Source organism: Streptomyces sp. NPDC006309 (genome assembly GCF_040613095.1).
Classification (GTDB): Bacteria; Actinomycetota; Actinomycetes; order Streptomycetales; family Streptomycetaceae; genus Streptomyces.
On sequence record NZ_JBEXRO010000003.1, the window covers coordinates 128,227 to 145,741 of the forward strand.

Sequence of the window (17,515 nt, forward strand, 5' to 3'; positions counted from 1 at the left end):
ATGACCGAGCACTCCGACCGTCACCCCGAGCGCCCCGGCTTCTCGGAGGAGGACGTCCAGCGGGAAGTCACCGAGCTGGAGGGCAAGTCCGCCACGGCGGCCCGCATCTTCGACCTGCGCCGCATCATCGGCGGCCTGTTCGTGCTCTACGGCGTCATCGTCACGATCACCGGGATCACCGACTCCCGGGCCGCGATCGACAAGGCCGAGGGCGTCAACATCAACCTGTGGACCGGCATCGGCATGCTGCTGCTGGGCATCTTCTTCCTGGGCTGGCTGAAGCTGCGGCCGACCCCTCCGGCGGTTCCCCCGGAGGGGCTGCCGGAGGAGAAGGAGTAATCACCGGCCGTCCCCGGCGCGGGTGCGTGGGAGCTGGGCGCGCAGTTCCCCGCGCCCCTTCCGGGGCGGCGGTGTCATGAGTGGGGGTCCGGGGTGGGGCGGAAACCGGCCGCCCGGTCCAGCAGGCCCGTGCGGGCGGCCAGGGCCGCTGCCTCCAGGCGCGATCCCACCCCCAGCTTCATCAGCACCCGCTGCACATGCGTCCGCGCGGTGCTCGGGGCGATGCCCATGCCCGCCGCTATAAGCCGGGTGCCCTCCCCGTCGGCCACCCTGACGAGCACCTCCACCTCCCGCGGCGTCAGCATCTCCAGCAGCCGCTGCGCCTCGTCGTCGGGCTGTGCGGCGGGGTTCAGCAGCTCGGCGAAGGCCTGCTGGAGCAGCTGGGGAGCCACCGCGGCCTCGCCGGCCCGGGCCTTGCCGATGGCCCGCTCGACGCCCTCGATCCGCTCGTCGTGCCGTACGTATCCCGACGCGCCCGCGGCGAAGGCCGCCGCGATGCCGCGCGGTGAGGGCACCGGGCCCAGCACCAGCACCGCCACCTGCGGCCGTTCCCGCTTGATCTTCACCACCGGGTCGAAGATCCCCGGTTCGGCCGGGGCCGCCGTCCCCAGCAGGCACACCTCGGGCGCCCGTGCGATCACCAGATCAGCCGCGCCCGCGGCCGGTGCCGCCGCGGCCAGCACCCGGTGACCGCGCAGCTTCAGTGCCGACGCCAACGCCTCGGCGAGCAGGCGGTGGTCGTCGACGACCACGAGCCGCACTCCCATAGAGCAAACCCCCCAGACCCCCAGGCACCCCCGCCCTTCATGCCCCCGGAAGCTACACGCTTGTTCGACGTCGCGCTGCCCGTCTCACCGAGAAGTGCCCCGGATCGATGAAATCCGGGGCACTTCTCGGCAAGTCACTCATTCGGGTGACACGGGTGACGGGGTCCGGGCCGGGTCAGCCGTCCGTGCCGAACGCCATCAGCAGGTACTCCTTGCCGTACTCCGGGTTCGTCTTGTGGGCGAAGACGGCCGACATGTACAGGCGGCCCTTGCCGAAGAGGAGTTCCGCGTACTCGGGCAGCAGGCCGCTCTCGCCCTGGTGCACGCTGCGCGTGCCGGGGTTCTCCAGCAGCTTGGTCGTCCTCAGCGAATCACCGTCGATGCTGACGACCTGGCCGCCCTTGTTCCACGGCGGCGCCATGTAGGCGAGGAGGTTGCCGCCGTCCATGCGCAGCGGGGAGAGCGTGTAGCCGTCGCCGGCCTCGGCGCGTCCACGGGCCGGCTTGCCGGTGTTCAGGTCGAAGGCGACGATCTCGTTGGTCTTGTTGTACTGGCCGGAGCCGTCGTGGACCTCGGTCGGCAGGTACAGCCGGCCGTGGCCGGCGGCGATCTGCCGGCACCCCTCGATGCGGGTGATGCCGTCGCAGTGGCCGCCGTACGTGTCACCGGGCGCGGAGATGCGGGCGAGGAGCCGGCCGGTCCTGCCGTCGACGGAGAAGTAGTCCGAGACGCCGCTGCCGTCGCCCGCGCTGTCGCCGACGTCGGCCGCGATCACGAGCGGGTCGGTGGAGACGACGGAGGCGTACTCGACGCCGTCGGGCATCTTGTACTCGGAGATCACCTTCCCGGTCTTCGGGTCGATGGTCTGGATGTGCAGCTGGCGGTTGTCGTACGCGCCGCACTTGCGGACCGCGACCAGCCGGGTGCCGCCGCCGTAGCCCGCGTCGTAGCAGGTGTCGTCCGGCTTGGGCTGCCACAGGACCTTGCCGGAGCCGATGTCGAACGCGGCACCGCCGTCGGAACTGCCGACCGCGACGGTGTGCTGGGCGACCGTCACGTTCTGGAAGGTGATCGGGAAGTCACCGGTCCTGATCGACTTCGTCCACAGCTTTGTGCCCGCGGTGAGGTCGATCGCGGCGACCTCGCTGCATCCCGCCGTCTTGTCCTTGGTGGGCATCTTCGGCTGGAACGTGATCGCGGTCAGGCCGGCGGAGGTGACATGGCTGCTGGCCGCGCAGACCGGCCCCGGGAGCTTGACCGTCCACAGCTTCGTGCCCTTGGCCGGGTCGTAGCCGACGATCTCGGCGACGCCGCTCTTGGCGTACACCGTGTCGGTCAGCCACGAGCCGGTGGTGCCGATCGTGTCGTCGGTCCGGGGCATCGGCACCTGGAAGAGCACCTTGGAGGCGGTGTCCGCCGGCGCCTTCTCCTTGCCGCCGCCCGAGGAGCCCCCGGAGGTGTCCGCGCCGTTCTTGCCGCCGGTGCCGCCGGAGGAGGCGGTGTCGTGCTTCTTGCCGTCGCCACCGGAGGACCGGGCGTACCAGACGCCCCCGCCGATGATCAGCGCGATGGCGACGACCGCCGCGACGACGATGAGCAGAGCGGTGTTGTTCCGCCCGCCGCCGCCCTTCCCGGGCTGGGGCTGCATCGGCACGGTCACCGGCTGGCCGGGATGGCCGGGATGGCCCGGATAGCCGTAGCCCGGCGGCGTGGGCTGGGCGTACGGGTTCTGCTGTGCGCCGGGGTAGCCGTAACCGGACTGGGCCGGCGGCTGGGGATAGCCGTAGCCGGGCGGGGTCGGCGGCTGCGGGGGCGCCGGCTGGGGGTAGCCGTAGCCGGGCGGCGGGGCCTGCGGGGGCCGGTTCGGCGGCTGCGGGGGCTGATTGGGGGGCGGCGGGGGCGGCTGGGTCATGGCGCGGGTACCTCGGGGACGGTCGGGCGGCCGGACGGCGGAGGGGAACTGGGCAGGACGGGCGGGACGCCGGGAACAGGCACCGGGCTCAGTCGCCGAAGGCCATGATCAGCTTCTCCTTCGAGGCGTCGTTGCCGGACAGCCGGCCGGAGGAGACGAAGAGCCGCCCGCCGGAGAAGTCGACGACACCGTCGTAGAAGGAGTTCTCGGCGTCGGCGCCGCCCTGCGGGTTCCGCAGCAGCCTGGTCGTGCTGTGGGAGGAGCCGGTGAGCGGGACCGAGACCACCTGGCCGCCCGCGTCGTACGACGGCCGCACGTACGCGACGAGCTTGCCGTCCTCGATCTTCACGGGGGTCATCGGCTCGTTCGCCGGGGACTTGACCCGCCACTTCGCCTTGCCGTCGGAGAGGCTGATCGCGACGATCTCGTTGGCGCTCGTGGTGGAGTCGGTGGGCAGGTAGAGCGTGTCGGCGTCGGCCACGACCCCCTGGCAGCCCTGGAGTTCGCGTTCGAGGATCGCCCAGCCGCAGCGGGGGGCGAACTTCTCGTCCACCTTGACCTCCGAACGGAACGCCCCGTCCTTGGTGAAGGTGGAGATGTTCCAGGCCTTCTTCTCCCGGTTGGTCAGGTAGACCACGAGCGGGTCCACGGAGTAGGCCCGGGAGACCTCCCAGCCCTTCTTGACCGGCCGGGTCCAGCGGACCTTGCCGGTGGCCGGGTCGAGTTCCTGGATCTCCTCGTGCTCGTTCCCGGTGCCCACACCGCAGGAGGCCACCTGGATCAGCCGTCCGGTGCCGCCCGCGAACGCGGCCGGGAAGCAGGCCTCGCCGTACCGCTTCTTGTCGTACAGCTTCTTGCCGCTGTCGATGTCGTACGCCGTGCCCGACTGGGAGCGGCCCACCATCAGCGTCCTGCCGCTCACGCTCAGTTCGACGGTCAGCGCGCTGTCGAACAGCCCGCCGTCGGCGACCTCGCCGCTCCAGCCCTTCTCGCCGGTGGCGAGGTCGAGCTGCTGGAGCTGGTTGCACTTGGCGCGGTCGCTGCCGCCGCTCATGTACGCCACGACGACCTTGTCGTCGGCCGACTTCTGCGGGGTGACCGCGCATATCTTCTGCGGGAAGGCGACCGGCCCCCAGGCGTTCTTCCCGTCCTGCGTGCCGAACGCGAAGACCTGCTTGTACGCCGCCTTCACCACCGTGTCGCCGCTGACCCACAGGCCGGGCGCGTCGGCACCCGACGCCGGGGCGTCCGGTGCCGGCTTGTACCAGAGCACCTTCGCCTCACCGGCCTGCCGGCCCTCGTTGAGGTTCTCCGGGTCGTCACCGGCGGCGGCCGCGGTGGGCGTACCGGAGGCGGACTGCTTCGGGTCGTCGCTGCCCTGGGCCACGGGCTTCTTCCGGCCGCCACCGCCGTCGCCGTCGCCGGAGGTGACCGCGTACACCGTGCCGCCGATGACGAGCAGCGCCGCGACCGCCGCGCCGATGATCAGCGCCGTCCTCTTCCGGGAGGCCGGCTTGCCCGGGCCGCCCGGGAAGGGGCCGCCGGGCGCGCCGGGGTACGGCGGCTGCTGCGGGTGCCCGTACCCGGGCTGCGGGCCGCCGTACGGGCCCGGCTGCTGCGGGGGTTGCGGGTAGCCGTAGGGGCCCGGGGCACCGGCGTACGGACCCGGCTGCTGGGGGTAGCCGTACCCCGGCTGGGGCTGCGGCGGAGGACCGACGGGCGGCGGCGGAGCGCCGAACCCGCCCTGCGCAGGCGGGGCCTGCGGCGCACCGAAACCACCCTGCGCGGGCGGAATCTGCGGAGCACCGGCGCCACCCTGGACCGGCGAAGCCTCATGAGCACCGAACCCACCCTGCGCAGGCGGGGCCTGCGGCGCACCGAAACCACCCTGCGCGGGCGGAATCTGCGGAGCACCGGCGCCACCCTGGACCGGCGAAGCCTCATGAGCACCGAACCCACCCTGCGCAGGCGGGGCCTGCGGCGCACCGAAACCACCCTGCGCGGGCGGAATCTGCGGAGCACCGGCGCCACCCTGGGACGGCGGAGGTTCAGGAGGTCCGAAACCGGCCTGGGCCGGGGGGGCTTCGGGGGCGTCCGGGCCGCCCTGGGACGGCGGAGTCCGCGGAGGGCCGGAACCGCCGGGCTGCGGCGGCTGGTCCTGCGGTGCTCCGAACCCGCCCTGCGGCGGCTGGTCGGGCGGCTGAGTCATCAGCGCTCTTCCCCCTCGTTCACTGATTTTTAGCCACGCCCTGAGGTTCGTGACGGACCCAAGGTCGTACTGAGTCGGTTCTCGGACGGCTCTTTCTATCACCCGGCACCGACAGCGCACGGGCCCGCGCCCTCCGCTGTTCCCAAGGGAGGACGGGCCCGTGACGCCCCCGTTATGCGCCTTCACGCGCCCTTCACGCAGGGCGCGCGACGGCGTCGTACGCGGTTGGTACGCGGCTGGATCGCGCCGTGCCTACGCACCGCGCGTACGCACCGCGCACCGCGCGTACGCGCCACGCGCCGTGCGGGCGCGCTACGCGTCCTCCGCCAGTTCCAGCCAGCGCAGCTCCAGTTCCTCGCGCTCCCCGGCGAGGTCCCGCAGCCGGGTGTCGAGTTCGGCCACCTTCGTGAAGTCGGTGGCGTTGTCGGCGATCTGGGCGTGCAGCGTGGACTCCTTCTCGGAGATCTTGTCCAACTGGCGCTCGATCTTCTGGAGTTCCTTCTTGGCGACGCGCTGGTCGGCGGCGCTGCGCTCCGTGGTGGCCGGCTTGGGCGCCGCGGTGGCGGTCTGCGCGGCGACCGTCTCCTCCATGCGCCGGCGCCGCTCCAGGTACTCGTCGATGCCGCGCGGCAGCATCCGCAGGGCGCCGTCGCCGAGGAGGGCGAACACGCGGTCCGTGGTGCGCTCCACGAAGAACCGGTCGTGGGAGATGACGATCATCGAGCCGGGCCAGCCGTCGAGGACGTCCTCCAGCTGGGTGAGGGTCTCGATGTCGAGGTCGTTGGTGGGCTCGTCCAGGAAGAGGACGTTGGGCTCGTCCATGAGGAGCCGCAGCAGCTGGAGCCGCCGGCGCTCACCGCCGGAGAGGTCCCCGACGGGGGTCCACTGCTTCTCCTTGTTGAAGCCGAACGTCTCGCACAGCTGCCCGGCGGTCATCTCGCGCCCCTTGCCGAGGTCGACGCGCTCGCGGACCTGCTGCACGGCTTCCAGCACCCGCAGGGCCGGATCGAGTTCGGTGACCTCCTGGGAGAGGTAGGCGAGCTTGACGGTCCGGCCGACGGCGATACGGCCGCCCGCCGGCTGGGCCTCGCCCTCCGTGCGGGCCGCCGCCTCCATCGCGCGCAGCAGGGAGGTCTTGCCGGCGCCGTTGACGCCGACGAGACCGATCCGGTCGCCCGGGCCGAGCTGCCAGGTGATGTGCTTGAGCAGCACCTTGGGCCCGGCCTGCACGGTGACGTCCTCGAGGTCGAAGACGGTCCTGCCGAGCCGGGAGGAGGCGAACTTCATCAGCTCGCTGCTGTCCCGGGGCGGCGGCACGTCCGCGATCAGCTCGTTGGCGGCCTCGACGCGGAAGCGGGGCTTGGACGTCCGCGCGGGCGCGCCGCGCCGCAGCCAGGCCAGCTCCTTGCGGACCAGGTTCTGCCGCTTGGTCTCCTCCGTGGCGGCGATCCGCTCGCGTTCCGCGCGCGCGAAGACGTAGTCGGAGTAGCCGCCCTCGTACTCGTACACGTCGCCGCGCTGCACGTCCCACATGCGGGTGCAGACCTGGTCCAGGAACCACCGGTCGTGCGTCACGCAGACCAGCGCCGAGCGCCGGTTGCGCAGGTGCTCGGCGAGCCAGGCGATGCCCTCCACGTCGAGGTGGTTGGTGGGCTCGTCGAGGACGACCAGGTCCGGTTCCTCGATGAGCAGCTTGGCGAGCGCGATCCGGCGCCGCTCGCCACCGGACAGCGGGCCGATCACGGTGTCGAGGCCCTTGGGGAACCCGGGCAGGTCGAGCCCGCCGAACAGACCGGTCAGCACGTCCCTGACCTTGGCATTGCCGGCCCACTCGTGGTCGGCCAGGTCGCCGATGACCTCGTGGCGGACGGTGGCGGCGGGGTCGAGGGAGTCGTGCTGGGTGAGTACGCCCAGGCGCAGCCCGCCGGAGTGCGTGACCCGCCCGGTGTCGGCGTCCTCCAGCTTGGCGAGCATCCGGATGAGGGTGGTCTTGCCGTCGCCGTTGCGTCCCACGACGCCGATCCGGTCCCCTTCCGACACACCGAGCGAGACGCCGTCCAGCAGGGCACGGGTGCCGTACACCTTGCTGACGTTCTCGACATTGACCAGGTTGACGGCCATTTCACTCCTGTGCGCGGGGGTCGGTCAGCCTTCTAGCGTAGGCCTTCGGGGGGTGGATGCGGGGTGCGCGGGGATGCTCCTTCGAGCCTGTTTCACAGGACGGTCGCCCCCGGCACCGGGCCCGCCGCCGTCCGTACCGACCGGCACGTTCCCGAGGCGCGCAGCGCCCGCGCGATCCGCTCCGCCGACTCGGTGTCGCGCGCCAGGAACGCGGTCGTCGGCCCGGAGCCCGAGACCAGCGCGGTGAGCGCGCCCGCCGCGCGGCCCGCGGCCAGGGTGTCGGCCAGTTCGGGGAACAGGGACAGGGCCGCGGGCTGGAGGTCGTTGGAGACGGCCGCCGCAAGCGCCGCCGGGTCGCCCTTGGCGAGCGCCTCCAGGAGGTCCGGGGAGGCGACCGGTGCGGGGATGTCCCGGCCGTGTGCCAGCCGGTCGAACTCCCGGAAGACCGCCGGCGTGGACAGGCCCCGTCCGGCCATCGCGAACACCCAGTGGAAGGTGCCGCCGACCTCCAGGGCGGTCAGCCGCTCGCCGCGGCCGACGCCGAGGGCGGCGCCCCCGACCAGGCTGAACGGTACGTCGCTGCCGAGTTCGGCGCAGATGTCGAGGAGTTCGGTGCGGGAGGCGCCCGTACCCCACAGGGCGTCGCAGGCGAGCAGCGCGCCCGCGCCGTCCGCGCTGCCGCCCGCCATGCCGCCGGCCACCGGGATGTCCTTGGCGATGTGGACGTGCACGGCCGGTTCGACGCCCCGGCGCCCGGCGAGGGCGAGGGCCGCGCGCGCGGCGAGGTTGGTGCGGTCCAGCGGTACCTGGTCGGCGTCGGGGCCCGCGCAGGTGACGCGCAGCTCGTCGGCCGGGGTGACGGTGACCTCGTCGTACAGGCCGACGGCGAGGAAGACGTTGGCGAGGTCGTGGAACCCGTCGGGGCGGGCGGCGCCCACCGCGAGCTGGACGTTGACCTTGGCGGGGACACGGACCGTGACGCTCACTGCTGACCGGGCTCCTTGAGGGACGAAGGCTTTACGGGGGCGGTGCGGGCTGTACCGGCCGTACGGGGCGGTGCGGGTTTCACGAGCGGTGCGGGCCGTACGGGCCGGTGCGGCGGTGCCGGGGCCGCTCGGTGCCGCCGAGGGTGCCGGCTGCACCGGCATCACCGGGGTCACCGGCATCACCAGGGTCACCGGCGGCTCCGGGGTCACCGTGCGCCGCCGGCGTCGGGTGCCGTGGGCGCTAACCGGCCTGCCGGGCGGCGTCCCCGGCGTCACGATGCTCGGCGATGCGGGCGAACTCCTCCACCGTCAGGGCCTCCCCGCGGGCCTGCGGCGACACCCCGGCCGCGACCAGGGCCGCCTCGGCCGCCGCCGCGGACCCGGCCCAGCCGGCGAGCGCCGCCCGCAGCGTCTTGCGGCGCTGGGCGAAGGCCGCGTCGATCACCCGGAAGACCTGGTCCTTGGCGGCGGTCGTCCGGACCGGCTCGGTCCGCCGGACGAGGGAGACCAGCCCGCTGTCCACGTTCGGCGCGGGCCAGAACACGTTGCGCCCGATGGCTCCGGCCCGCTTCACCTCGGCGTACCAGTTGGCCTTCACGGACGGCACGCCGTACACCTTGTTGCCCGGTGCGGCGGCGAGCCGGTCGGCGACCTCGGACTGCACCATCACCAGCGTCCGCTCGATGCTCGGGAAGGTGTCGAGCATGTGCAGCAGCACGGGGACGGCGACGTTGTACGGCAGGTTCGCCACCAGGGCCGTCGGCGCGGGGCCGGGCAGCCCGGTGACGTGCATCGCGTCGGAGTGGACCAGCGCGAACCGGTCGGCGCGCTCCGGCATGCGCGTGGCGATGGTGGCGGGCAGCGCGGCGGCCAGGACGTCGTCGATCTCGACGGCGGTGACCCGGTCCGCGACCTCCAGCAGGGCGAGGGTGAGGGAACCGAGCCCGGGGCCGACCTCGACGACCACGTCGTCGGGGCGGACGCCGGCGGTCCGGACGATCCGGCGGACCGTGTTGGCGTCGATCACGAAGTTCTGGCCGCGCTGCTTGGTGGGACGGACACCGAGTGCTGCGGCGAGTTCACGGATGTCGGCCGGGCCGAGGAGGGCGTCGGGGAGGGGGCTGCTCACGGGACAAGGGTACGGGGGCGGCACCGGCCCTCTCACCAGACGCCCGGCGCCCGCTCGTGCCCGCCCCCCGCCGCCTACGTGTGCAGGCGTGCTCCGCAGTGCGGCCAGGGGGTCGCGCCGCGGCTCAGGTACAGCTTCTTCGCGCGGTACGTCTGCTCCTGCGCCGATGCGTCCTGCGGGCGTCCGCTGCCGCCCAGGCTGTGCCAGGTGTGCGCGTCGAACTGGTACAGGCCGCCGTACGTCCCCGAGGGGTCGACCGCGTGCGGCCGGCCGCCGGACTCGCAGGCGGCGAGGCCGCGCCAGTTCAGGCGGTCGGCGCCGTCCACGGAGGCGGGCCGCGCCCTGGTGCCCACCCGCACCACCTGCGGGCGCGGCCCGCGCACCAGCTCGGTCCGCTCGCGGCGGGGTTTCTCCCGCACCCCGTTGACGGTGCGCAGCAGGTAGGTGGTCCGGCGCAGTCCGGGCTGCCCGGGCCGGGCGATGACCTCGGTGCCCCGGAACAGGGTGGGGTCCTGAACGCGCCGGACGCCGAACGGGATCTCTTCCTCGCGGACCTCCCGGACGCCGCTGATCCGCAGCACGGTCACCGTCTGCCCGTCGCGCGGGAAGCTGTCCGGCGGGACGGAGAGGGCGTCCTGGCCGCGCAGGGTGATCCCGGCCTCCTCGACCGCCTCGCGGACGGTGGCCGCGTTGGTGCGGACGGTCCGGGTCCGGCCGTCCGCGAGGACGGTGACGGCGCGCTCGGTGCGCACGTCGAGGGCGAGCCCGGTGCGTCCGATGGGCCGGGAGCGGGAGGCCGACAGGTAGGCGCCCTCGGCGCGTACCCCCAGCTCGTCCAGCGCGCCCTCCACCGTGTGCGCCGTCGTCCACACCTCGCGCGGCCGGCCGTCCAGGGTGAGCCGGACGGGGCGGCCGTACCGCACCGCGACCGCGTCACCGCTGTGCAGGGCCGTGCCGGGGGTGGGGGCGATCATGTCGTGCGCCCCCACCCGTACGCCCTCCTCGGCGAGGAGTTCACCCACGTCGTCGGCGAAGGTGTGCAGGACGCGCTGGCGGCCGTCGACGCTCAGTTCGACGGCCTTGTCCTCGGCGACGAAGGCGGTGGTGCCGCCGGCCAGGAAGGCCACGACCAGTGCCTGCGGCAGCAGGCGGCGCATGGCGGAGTCGGGGCGCTCGGTGTAGCGGGCCCTGCGCCGGCGCGCGGCCCGCCCGTCCGTTCGGGCGCGCGCGCCCGGCTCGTCCACCGGTGCCGGCGTGAGCGTGAGGGTGGGCGTGGGCGCCACCGGGGGCGGGGCCGTCCGGGTCTCGTACGCGGGCCGGCAGGTGTCGTCGTACACGACCCCGTACACCGGGACCGGGACCCCGTACGTCACCGTCTCCGCGTCGTGCAGGCCGGGCCACGCGCCGCCCGGCGCGCCCGGCGGCGCGCCGCTGGGGCCGTACGCCTCTTGGGTCTCGTACTGCGATGTGGTCACGCCGACACGCTCCAGAGGGCCACAGGGGTCCGGATCGGGCCCCCAGAACCTAGCGGAGCGCCGGTCACTCTCCAAAGCGGCGCGACTACACGCCGTCGCGGCCCGGCGGGTGGTTCAGTAACCGAAGGCGCGGGCGGTGTTCGCGCTCAGGGCCGTCGCCAGCGTGTCCTCGTCGGTGCCGCGCACGGCGGCCATGGCGCGGACCGTGACCGGGACGAGGTACGGCGCGTTGGGCCGTCCGCGGTACGGCGCCGGGGTCAGGAAGGGCGCGTCGGTCTCCACGAGGACCAGCTCCGGCGGGGCGGCGGCGAGAGCGTCCCGCAGGTTCTGGGCGTTCTTGAAGGTGACGTTCCCGGCGAAGGACATGTAGTAGCCCGCGCGGGCGCAGATCCCGGCCATCTCGGCGTCGCCGGAGTAGCAGTGGAAGACGGTGCGCTCGGGGGCGCCCTCCTCCTTCAGGATGCGCAGGACGTCGGCGTGGGCGTCGCGGTCGTGGATGACGAGGGTCTTGCCGTGCCGCTTGGCGATCTCGATGTGGGCGCGGAAGGACCGCTCCTGCGCGGCCTTGCCCTCGGGCCCGGTGCGGAAGTGATCCAGGCCGGTCTCGCCGACGCCCTTGACCTGGGGCAGCCCGGCCAGCCGGTCGATCTCGGCGAGGGCCTCGTCCAGCGCCGCGTCGCCGCCCGGGGTGCGGGCGCCCTGCCGGGACCAGCCGTCGGGGTCGCCGTGGACGATCCTCGGCGCCTCGTTGGGGTGGAGGGCGACGGTGGCGTGGACGGACTCGAACGCCGCCGCGGTCTCGGCGGCCCACCGCGAGCCCTTGATGTCGCAGCCGACCTGGACGACCGTCGTGACGCCCACCGACGCGGCCTTCGCCAGAGCCTCCTCGACGGTGCCGGACTGCATGTCGAGGTGGGTGTGCGAGTCGGCGACGGGCACCTGGAGGGGTGCCGGAAGCGGTGGTGCCGCGTTGCGGTCGTCCGTGGGGCCGCGGCCGGTGTTCGAAGGCATGCCCCGATCCTACGAAAGGGGCGGGCCCGTGCGGACCGGTGCTGCGGTCAGCTCGCCCCGCGCTGGAACGGGTGCAGGAGGTCGGACAGGTGCCAGTGGTGCGGCTGCCCGGCCGGCGCCCCCGGTCCGGGCACCTGCGGCGCCTCGGCCGGACCGGCCTGCGGCACCTGGTGCCGCTGCCGTTCGGCCGCGCTGCGCACCGAGGAGACCTGGCCCGCGCGCATGATCCGTACGACGCGGCCGTCGCAGTTCTGGCAGCCCGGCCGGCTCAGCGGTGACGGCACGACCCGCCCGTCGGCCACGTACCGCACGAACTTCTCCCCCTGCGCGTCCGTGTGGTGCTCTATCTCGTACGACTGTTCCCAGCCGTGCCCGCAGCGCATGCAGGCGAACGAATACGACTCGTGAACGACCGCCGTGGCCGTGCCGTGGAGGCCGGTCTGCCCTGCGTTCTCACTCATGCCAGCTCCCTTGTGGACGGGTGCGTCCTTGCGACCAGTGGACTGCGCCACCGGCCTGAACGCATCGGGTCTGCCGAGTGTTGGAGCCGATTTGGGCGGGGCTTGCCCAAGCACCGCGGATGAGGCGCGTGGGCTTTGCCTGGCTCGTCAGCCCTTTGCCGTCCTATGGGGCGTGAAGTGCGCGGACCGGCTCATTCCCCGGCGCGCTTGGCGGCGACCACGGCGTCGAAGACCACGCGCTTGGGCAGGCCCGCCTCCGCCGCGACGGCCGCGATGGCCTCCTTGCGGCGCTCGCCCGCCTCCTCGCGGTCCCGGACCCGGCGGACCAGCTCCGCGGGGCCGACCTCCTCGGGCCCGGTGTCGGGGGCGCCCTCGACGACGACGGTGATCTCGCCGCGCACGCCCTCCGCGGCCCACCGCGCCAGCTCGTCCAGCGGGCCGCGCCGCACCTCCTCGTACGTCTTGGTCAGCTCGCGGCAGACGGCGGCCCGCCGGCCGGCGCCGAACACCTCGGCCATCGCGGCGAGGGTGTCGTCGAGCCGGTGCGGGGCCTCGAAGTAGACGAGGGTCCGCCGTTCGTCCGCGACCTCGCGCAGCCGGGACAGCCGTTCCCCGGCCTTGCGCGGCAGGAAGCCCTCGAAGCAGAACCGGTCGACGGGCAGCCCGGACAGGGCGAGCGCGGTGAGCACGGCGGACGGGCCGGGTACGGCGGTGACCCGGATGTCCCGCTCGACGGCGGCGGCGACCAGCCGGTACCCGGGGTCGGACACCGACGGCATGCCGGCGTCGGTCACCAGCAGGACGCGGGCCCCGCCGAGCAGCTCCTCGACCAGCTCCGGGGTGCGGGCGGACTCGTTGCCCTCGAAGTAGGAGACCACGCGGCCCTTGGGCGTGACGCCCAGCGCCTGGGTGAGCCGGCGCAGCCGCCGGGTGTCCTCGGCGGCGACGACGTCGGCGCCGGCCAGTTCCGCGACGAGCCGGGGCGGCGCGTCCGCGACGTCGCCGATGGGGGTACCTGCGAGGACAAGGGTTCCAGTCACGCCCCCATCCTCCCAGGAGTCACGGGTCCGGCTCCGGGCGCCCGAGCGGCCGGGGAGCGCGACCGTGTCCCGACCGGTACCGCGCTTGCGCGGGACTCCCACAGCACGGTTCCCTACGATGGCGCGGTGACCAGTACCGCGTCCTCCATGGACCTCCGGCAGGGGCAGGCGCCGCACGACCGGCGGCCGTCGTGGCAGCAGCGGCTGCGCCGCTTCGGGTACGCGCCGCCCGCGGACGCGCCCGCGGGCGACGTACGCGACCGGCTGGTGCCGCCGTACGCCGGGCCGAGCCCCCGGCTGTGGCGGGTGTTCGGCGTGCCGCCGGTCCTGGCCGACCGGATCACCCGCTGGTCGGGCTGGGGCGGGCCGCTGCTGGTGACGCTGATGGCGGGCCTGATGCGGTTCTGGAACCTGGGCCGGCCGGATCAGGTGATATTCGACGAGACGTACTACGCGAAGGACGCGTGGGCGATCGTCCACCGCGGTTTCGAGGTCAGCTGGGACAAGTACGGCAAGACCGCCAACGACCTGGTGCTGCAACAGCACGACCGGATCGGGCTCCCGACGGACCCGTCGTACGTCGTGCATCCGCCGGTCGGCAAGTACGTCATCGGGCTCGGCGAGCTGGTGTTCGGGTTCGACCCGTTCGGCTGGCGGTTCATGACGGCGCTGCTGGGGACGCTGAGCGTGCTGCTGCTGTGCCGGATCGGGCGCCGGATGTTCCGCTCGACGTTCCTGGGCTGCCTCGCGGGCGCGCTGATGGCGGTGGACGGGCTGCACTTCGTGATGAGCCGGACCTCGCTGCTCGACGGGGTGCTCATGTTCTTCGTGGTGGCCGCGTTCGGCTGCCTCGTCGTCGACCGGGACCGGGCCCGGGAACGGCTGGCCGCCGCGCTGCCCGTGGCCCCGGACGGCCGGGTCCGCCCCGACGGGCACGTCGCCGACACCTTCCGCTTCGGTCTGCGGCCCTGGCGCTGGGCGGCCGGACTGATGCTGGGCCTGGCCGTCGGCACCAAGTGGAACGGCCTGTACGTGCTGGCCGCGTTCTGTGTGATGACCGTCCTGTGGGACGTCGGCACCCGCAAGGTCGCGGGGGCCCGCCGCCCGTACGCCGCCGTCCTCAAGTACGACACCGGCCTCGCCTTCGTGGCGACCGTCCCGGTGGCCCTCGTCGTCTACGTGGCCTCCTGGACGGGCTGGATCCTCTCCGCCACCGACGGCACCGGCGGCTACTACCGCAACTGGGCGGCCACCGAGGGCAGGGGCGGCACCTGGTCCTTCCTGCCGGACTGGCTGCGCAGCCTGTGGCACTACGAGCACGAGGTGTACGAGTTCCACCTGCACCTGTCGCAGCCGCACACGTACCAGTCCAACCCGTGGAGCTGGATCGTGCTGGGCCGCCCGGTGTCGTACTTCTACGAGTCCCCCTCCCCCGGTGCCGACGGCTGCCCCGTGGACGCGGGCCAGAAGTGCGCCCGCGAGGTCCTCGCACTCGGCACGCCCCTGCTGTGGTGGGCGGGCTGCCTCGCGCTCGCCTACGTCCTGTGGCGGTGGGCGTTCCGCCGGGACTGGCGGGCCGGCGCCATCGCCTGCGGCATCGCGGCGGGCTACCTCCCCTGGTTCATGTACCAGGAGCGCACAATCTTCCTCTTCTACGCGGTCGTCTTCCTGCCCTTCCTGTGCCTGGCGGTGGCCATGATGACCGGCGCGGTGATCGGCCCGCCGGGCTCGACCGACACCCGCCGCGTGATCGGCGCGTCGGCGGCGGGCGTCCTGGTCCTGCTGATCACCTGGAACTTCATCTATTTCTGGCCGCTGTACACGGGCACGGCGATCCCGCTGGACGGCTGGCGGGCGCGGATGTGGCTGGACACATGGGTCTAGCGCCGAGCAGGCCCTGGTGCGAGGACGCCGAGTAGACCACGAGGTGCGGGTCGAGCGGCCGGCGGGCGTGCAGCGCCGCCCAGCCGGCGCGGGCCCGGACGCCGGTTGCCCGGCGCGCCTGGACCGCTCGCCGCGCCGCCTCCCGGCCGCCCAGATATCCCAAGGACTTCGGCGCTGTCAGGAGACGCCGGGAAGTCATGCCTGTTAAGTAGCACCTCGCCTAGCTACGAGCCGCGTTGGATGCCCCGAGCGCGGCAAGCGTGAAGCCATCTCGCAGCTCTCCCGCACGGATCGCTTTTGCGATTTCGTCTGAACTCCACCAACGCGCCGCGGCGATCTCGCCGTCGCCGGCCCAACCAGGGCGCAGTGGGGCGTCACCCTGAACCGAGACTTCGACGATGGCAACTTCGTTCTCCAGCATGCCGGAGTCGATGTCCAGGTACGCCACTGCAACCGCTGCAGAGCCGACCAGGCCCGCCTCCTCAACCAGTTCACGCAACGCATCCGAGACAGGGTCGGTCTCGCCGAAACCGCGTGGAAGTTCCCAGGCCCACCGACCAATCGTCGCTCGCCACTGGCGGACCAGCAGGATGTCGTCACCTCGTCGAGCCAGTACCACGACCCCTGTACGGCCACCGCCAACGCGGATGCGGTGCCGGATGGTCTCGGCGCCAGAGGGCAAGCGGTAGGTATCGAGGTAGACCTCGCACCATCGCCCGCCGTCGGCATCGGTGTAGGCCGTGTGGGTATGCATACGCGGCGCCTCAGTGTCCATTAAACCCTCCTCCCCAGCACTCCAGGGAGCTCTACCACGTCGTACCGCCCGCGAAAGCCGGTCAGGCGGGTCACCCCGGCTGTTACAGCCGCAACGACCACCGGTGCGAGCGCTCCCCCTGCGCCAGCGGCGAACACGCCAGACGTCCCTTCACCGAGCAGGCTAGTCGCCAAGCTCATTCCGCCTCCGGCAACCATCTGAGCGGTAACCTCGCGCGTGCTTTGTGCGAAACGCTGGAGTCGAGTTACCGATACCCCATCCATGCCACCGGGCGGTGGTTCTTTCGTACGCTTCCCAAGCAGGTCGCCCACCTCCTGCAGTGCATCGAGGTCACGCCGGTGCCACCAACGGGCGAGGGCCTCGGCTGCATCATCCGTATAACTCTGCCACTGCGCACCACTCATCAGGCCGAGCCTCAGTTCGAACCGGGTCGGGTAAATCACGACCGGTGTCTGCTCCACTAGCGTCGCTGCCTCGCGGCGCCGCACACTGCGTCGCGGTGAGGCCAGCCCAAGCAAGCAGCCTTCGCTCGCTGCGATCGCTCGGTAGTACGTCTCGTCGAAGGACTCGCGCAGTGTCTGTGCATCCGCTTGCGCAACCGGATCACCGGAGCGCAGCAGGGGCGCAAGGCTTTCGTACAGGCGACTACGGCTAGGCAGGCCATTCACGTCGAGCTCCCCGCTGGTCCAGGCAGCGAGCACCGCCCGGCCCTCGCCACTGGTCACATCTCCCGGGCTTGGCGGGGGACGCAGCGCATACGCGGTTGCGTAGTCGGCCGGCGTCAGAGGGCTGACCTCCAGCAGACCCTGCTCGGCGGCCTCCAGCCATTCACTCCACCGGGCGACTGTGCGCCGCCGTAGCGGAGCGTCGAGGACATCGGTCGCCGCCAACAACTGATCCGCCATGCCGACCGGGCCCTCCGCGGCGAGAGCTGCGACCGCAGCCTCGGCGTCCGCATGAACGGCCAACTCACGTTGGAGCCGTAAGCACTGTTCGTCGGAAACCGGGAGAGAAGAGAAGAGGAAACCGGTCGAAAGCATCGCGATCAGCTGTCTGGCCAGATCTCCGTCTCGGGAGTTCACCCGGATCGGCAGGACCGCGCCACCACCGATCGCCCGGATCGCCAACTCGTCGAGGAGTGCGGCGGGCCGGAGTACAGCGAAGACGGCACCATCGAGCAGTTGGGGATAGGTCAGGAACAGAGAGCCGCCCTGGATGACTTCCCAGCGCAGCCGTCCAAGCAGCTCTGCCCGCATGAGCGCGGGCAGCCGCTCCATCGGGGCGATGGCCCCGGGCGCTTGGGCACTCAGCCTGGCTCGTTGCCGTACACTGTCCCACTCTGTGCTGAGGACCGCGGTCATGTACCAGCCCTTTCTGTGGCGTCCATACGTGAGCCAGTTCAGCAT

General features: G+C 72.6%; 14 protein-coding genes. 2 read left to right on the forward strand and 12 right to left on the reverse strand.

The window, feature by feature from the left end; genetic code table 11:
- Positions 1 to 339, forward strand: coding sequence for a hypothetical protein (locus tag ABZ117_RS05345; RefSeq protein WP_356817593.1), 339 nt, complete (start codon positions 1 to 3; stop codon positions 337 to 339).
- Positions 340 to 413: 74 nt separating this feature from the next.
- Here ABZ117_RS05345 and ABZ117_RS05350 read toward each other — a convergent pair whose 3' ends face one another.
- The 10 genes from ABZ117_RS05350 to rsmI form a co-directional block, all read right to left on the reverse strand.
- Complete coding sequence (locus ABZ117_RS05350; protein ID WP_356817595.1) at positions 414 to 1,106, reverse strand: response regulator transcription factor; 693 nt, start codon at positions 1,104 to 1,106, stop codon at positions 414 to 416.
- Positions 1,107 to 1,281: 175 nt separating this feature from the next.
- Positions 1,282 to 3,018, reverse strand: coding sequence for a PQQ-binding-like beta-propeller repeat protein (locus tag ABZ117_RS05355; protein WP_356817597.1), 1,737 nt, complete (start codon positions 3,016 to 3,018; stop codon positions 1,282 to 1,284).
- An 88-nt stretch (positions 3,019 to 3,106) separates the two neighbouring features.
- On the reverse strand, positions 3,107 to 5,227 hold the full coding sequence (locus tag ABZ117_RS05360) for a PQQ-binding-like beta-propeller repeat protein (protein ID WP_356817599.1): 2,121 nt from the start codon (positions 5,225 to 5,227) through the stop codon (positions 3,107 to 3,109).
- Between the two features lie 312 nt (positions 5,228 to 5,539).
- Positions 5,540 to 7,348, reverse strand: a complete 1,809-nt coding sequence (locus tag ABZ117_RS05365) for an ABC-F family ATP-binding cassette domain-containing protein (protein WP_356817601.1) — start codon at positions 7,346 to 7,348, stop codon at positions 5,540 to 5,542.
- Between the two features lie 92 nt (positions 7,349 to 7,440).
- Entirely contained in the window at positions 7,441 to 8,334 is an 894-nt protein-coding gene (locus tag ABZ117_RS05370) for a 4-(cytidine 5'-diphospho)-2-C-methyl-D-erythritol kinase (protein WP_356817603.1), read from the reverse strand.
- A 241-nt stretch (positions 8,335 to 8,575) separates the two neighbouring features.
- A complete protein-coding gene (gene rsmA / locus ABZ117_RS05375; protein ID WP_356817605.1) occupies positions 8,576 to 9,463 on the reverse strand; it encodes a 16S rRNA (adenine(1518)-N(6)/adenine(1519)-N(6))-dimethyltransferase RsmA in 888 nt (295 codons plus the stop codon).
- A 74-nt stretch (positions 9,464 to 9,537) separates the two neighbouring features.
- The gene (locus tag ABZ117_RS05380) at positions 9,538 to 10,938 is read right to left on the reverse strand and encodes a ubiquitin-like domain-containing protein (protein WP_356817607.1); all 1,401 of its coding nucleotides are present in this window, start codon (positions 10,936 to 10,938) and stop codon (positions 9,538 to 9,540) included.
- A gap of 114 nt (positions 10,939 to 11,052) precedes the next feature.
- On the reverse strand, positions 11,053 to 11,949 hold the full coding sequence (locus ABZ117_RS05385) for a TatD family hydrolase (RefSeq protein ID WP_356817609.1): 897 nt from the start codon (positions 11,947 to 11,949) through the stop codon (positions 11,053 to 11,055).
- A 47-nt stretch (positions 11,950 to 11,996) separates the two neighbouring features.
- Entirely contained in the window at positions 11,997 to 12,410 is a 414-nt protein-coding gene (locus ABZ117_RS05390; RefSeq protein WP_356817611.1) for a hypothetical protein, read from the reverse strand.
- 191 nt (positions 12,411 to 12,601) lie between these two features.
- Positions 12,602 to 13,450 (reverse strand): 16S rRNA (cytidine(1402)-2'-O)-methyltransferase, encoded by an 849-nt coding sequence (gene rsmI / locus ABZ117_RS05395; RefSeq protein WP_356817613.1) that lies wholly within the window; start codon positions 13,448 to 13,450, stop codon positions 12,602 to 12,604.
- Between the two features lie 126 nt (positions 13,451 to 13,576).
- Between rsmI and ABZ117_RS05400 the strand changes: the two genes are divergently transcribed.
- Positions 13,577 to 15,334, forward strand: coding sequence for a phospholipid carrier-dependent glycosyltransferase (locus tag ABZ117_RS05400; RefSeq protein WP_356817614.1), 1,758 nt, complete (start codon positions 13,577 to 13,579; stop codon positions 15,332 to 15,334).
- A gap of 220 nt (positions 15,335 to 15,554) precedes the next feature.
- On the opposite strand, the gene ABZ117_RS05405 is transcribed toward ABZ117_RS05400, so the two are convergent.
- A complete protein-coding gene (locus tag ABZ117_RS05405; RefSeq protein ID WP_356817616.1) occupies positions 15,555 to 16,109 on the reverse strand; it encodes an NUDIX hydrolase in 555 nt (184 codons plus the stop codon).
- Positions 16,109 to 17,515: a hypothetical protein gene (locus ABZ117_RS05410; protein ID WP_356817617.1), complete on the reverse strand. Its 1,407-nt coding sequence runs from the start codon at positions 17,513 to 17,515 to the stop codon at positions 16,109 to 16,111. Before ABZ117_RS05410 ends, ABZ117_RS05405 begins: the two co-directional genes overlap by 1 nt.

Excerpts from the sequence above, each read along its gene's own strand:
- ABZ117_RS05345 (WP_356817593.1), top strand. The coding sequence starts at position 1 with ATGACCGAGCACTCCGACCGTCACCCCGAGCGCCCCGGCTTCTCGGAG.
- ABZ117_RS05350 (WP_356817595.1), bottom strand. The coding sequence starts at position 1,106 with ATGGGAGTGCGGCTCGTGGTCGTCGACGACCACCGCCTGCTCGCCGAG.
- ABZ117_RS05355 (WP_356817597.1), bottom strand. The coding sequence starts at position 3,018 with ATGACCCAGCCGCCCCCGCCGCCCCCCAATCAGCCCCCGCAGCCGCCG.
- ABZ117_RS05360 (WP_356817599.1), bottom strand. The coding sequence starts at position 5,227 with ATGACTCAGCCGCCCGACCAGCCGCCGCAGGGCGGGTTCGGAGCACCG.
- ABZ117_RS05365 (WP_356817601.1), bottom strand. The coding sequence starts at position 7,348 with ATGGCCGTCAACCTGGTCAATGTCGAGAACGTCAGCAAGGTGTACGGC.
- ABZ117_RS05385 (WP_356817609.1), bottom strand. The coding sequence starts at position 11,949 with ATGCCTTCGAACACCGGCCGCGGCCCCACGGACGACCGCAACGCGGCA.
- ABZ117_RS05390 (WP_356817611.1), bottom strand. The coding sequence starts at position 12,410 with ATGAGTGAGAACGCAGGGCAGACCGGCCTCCACGGCACGGCCACGGCG.
- ABZ117_RS05405 (WP_356817616.1), bottom strand. The coding sequence starts at position 16,109 with ATGGACACTGAGGCGCCGCGTATGCATACCCACACGGCCTACACCGAT.
- ABZ117_RS05410 (WP_356817617.1), bottom strand. The coding sequence starts at position 17,515 with ATGCTGAACTGGCTCACGTATGGACGCCACAGAAAGGGCTGGTACATG.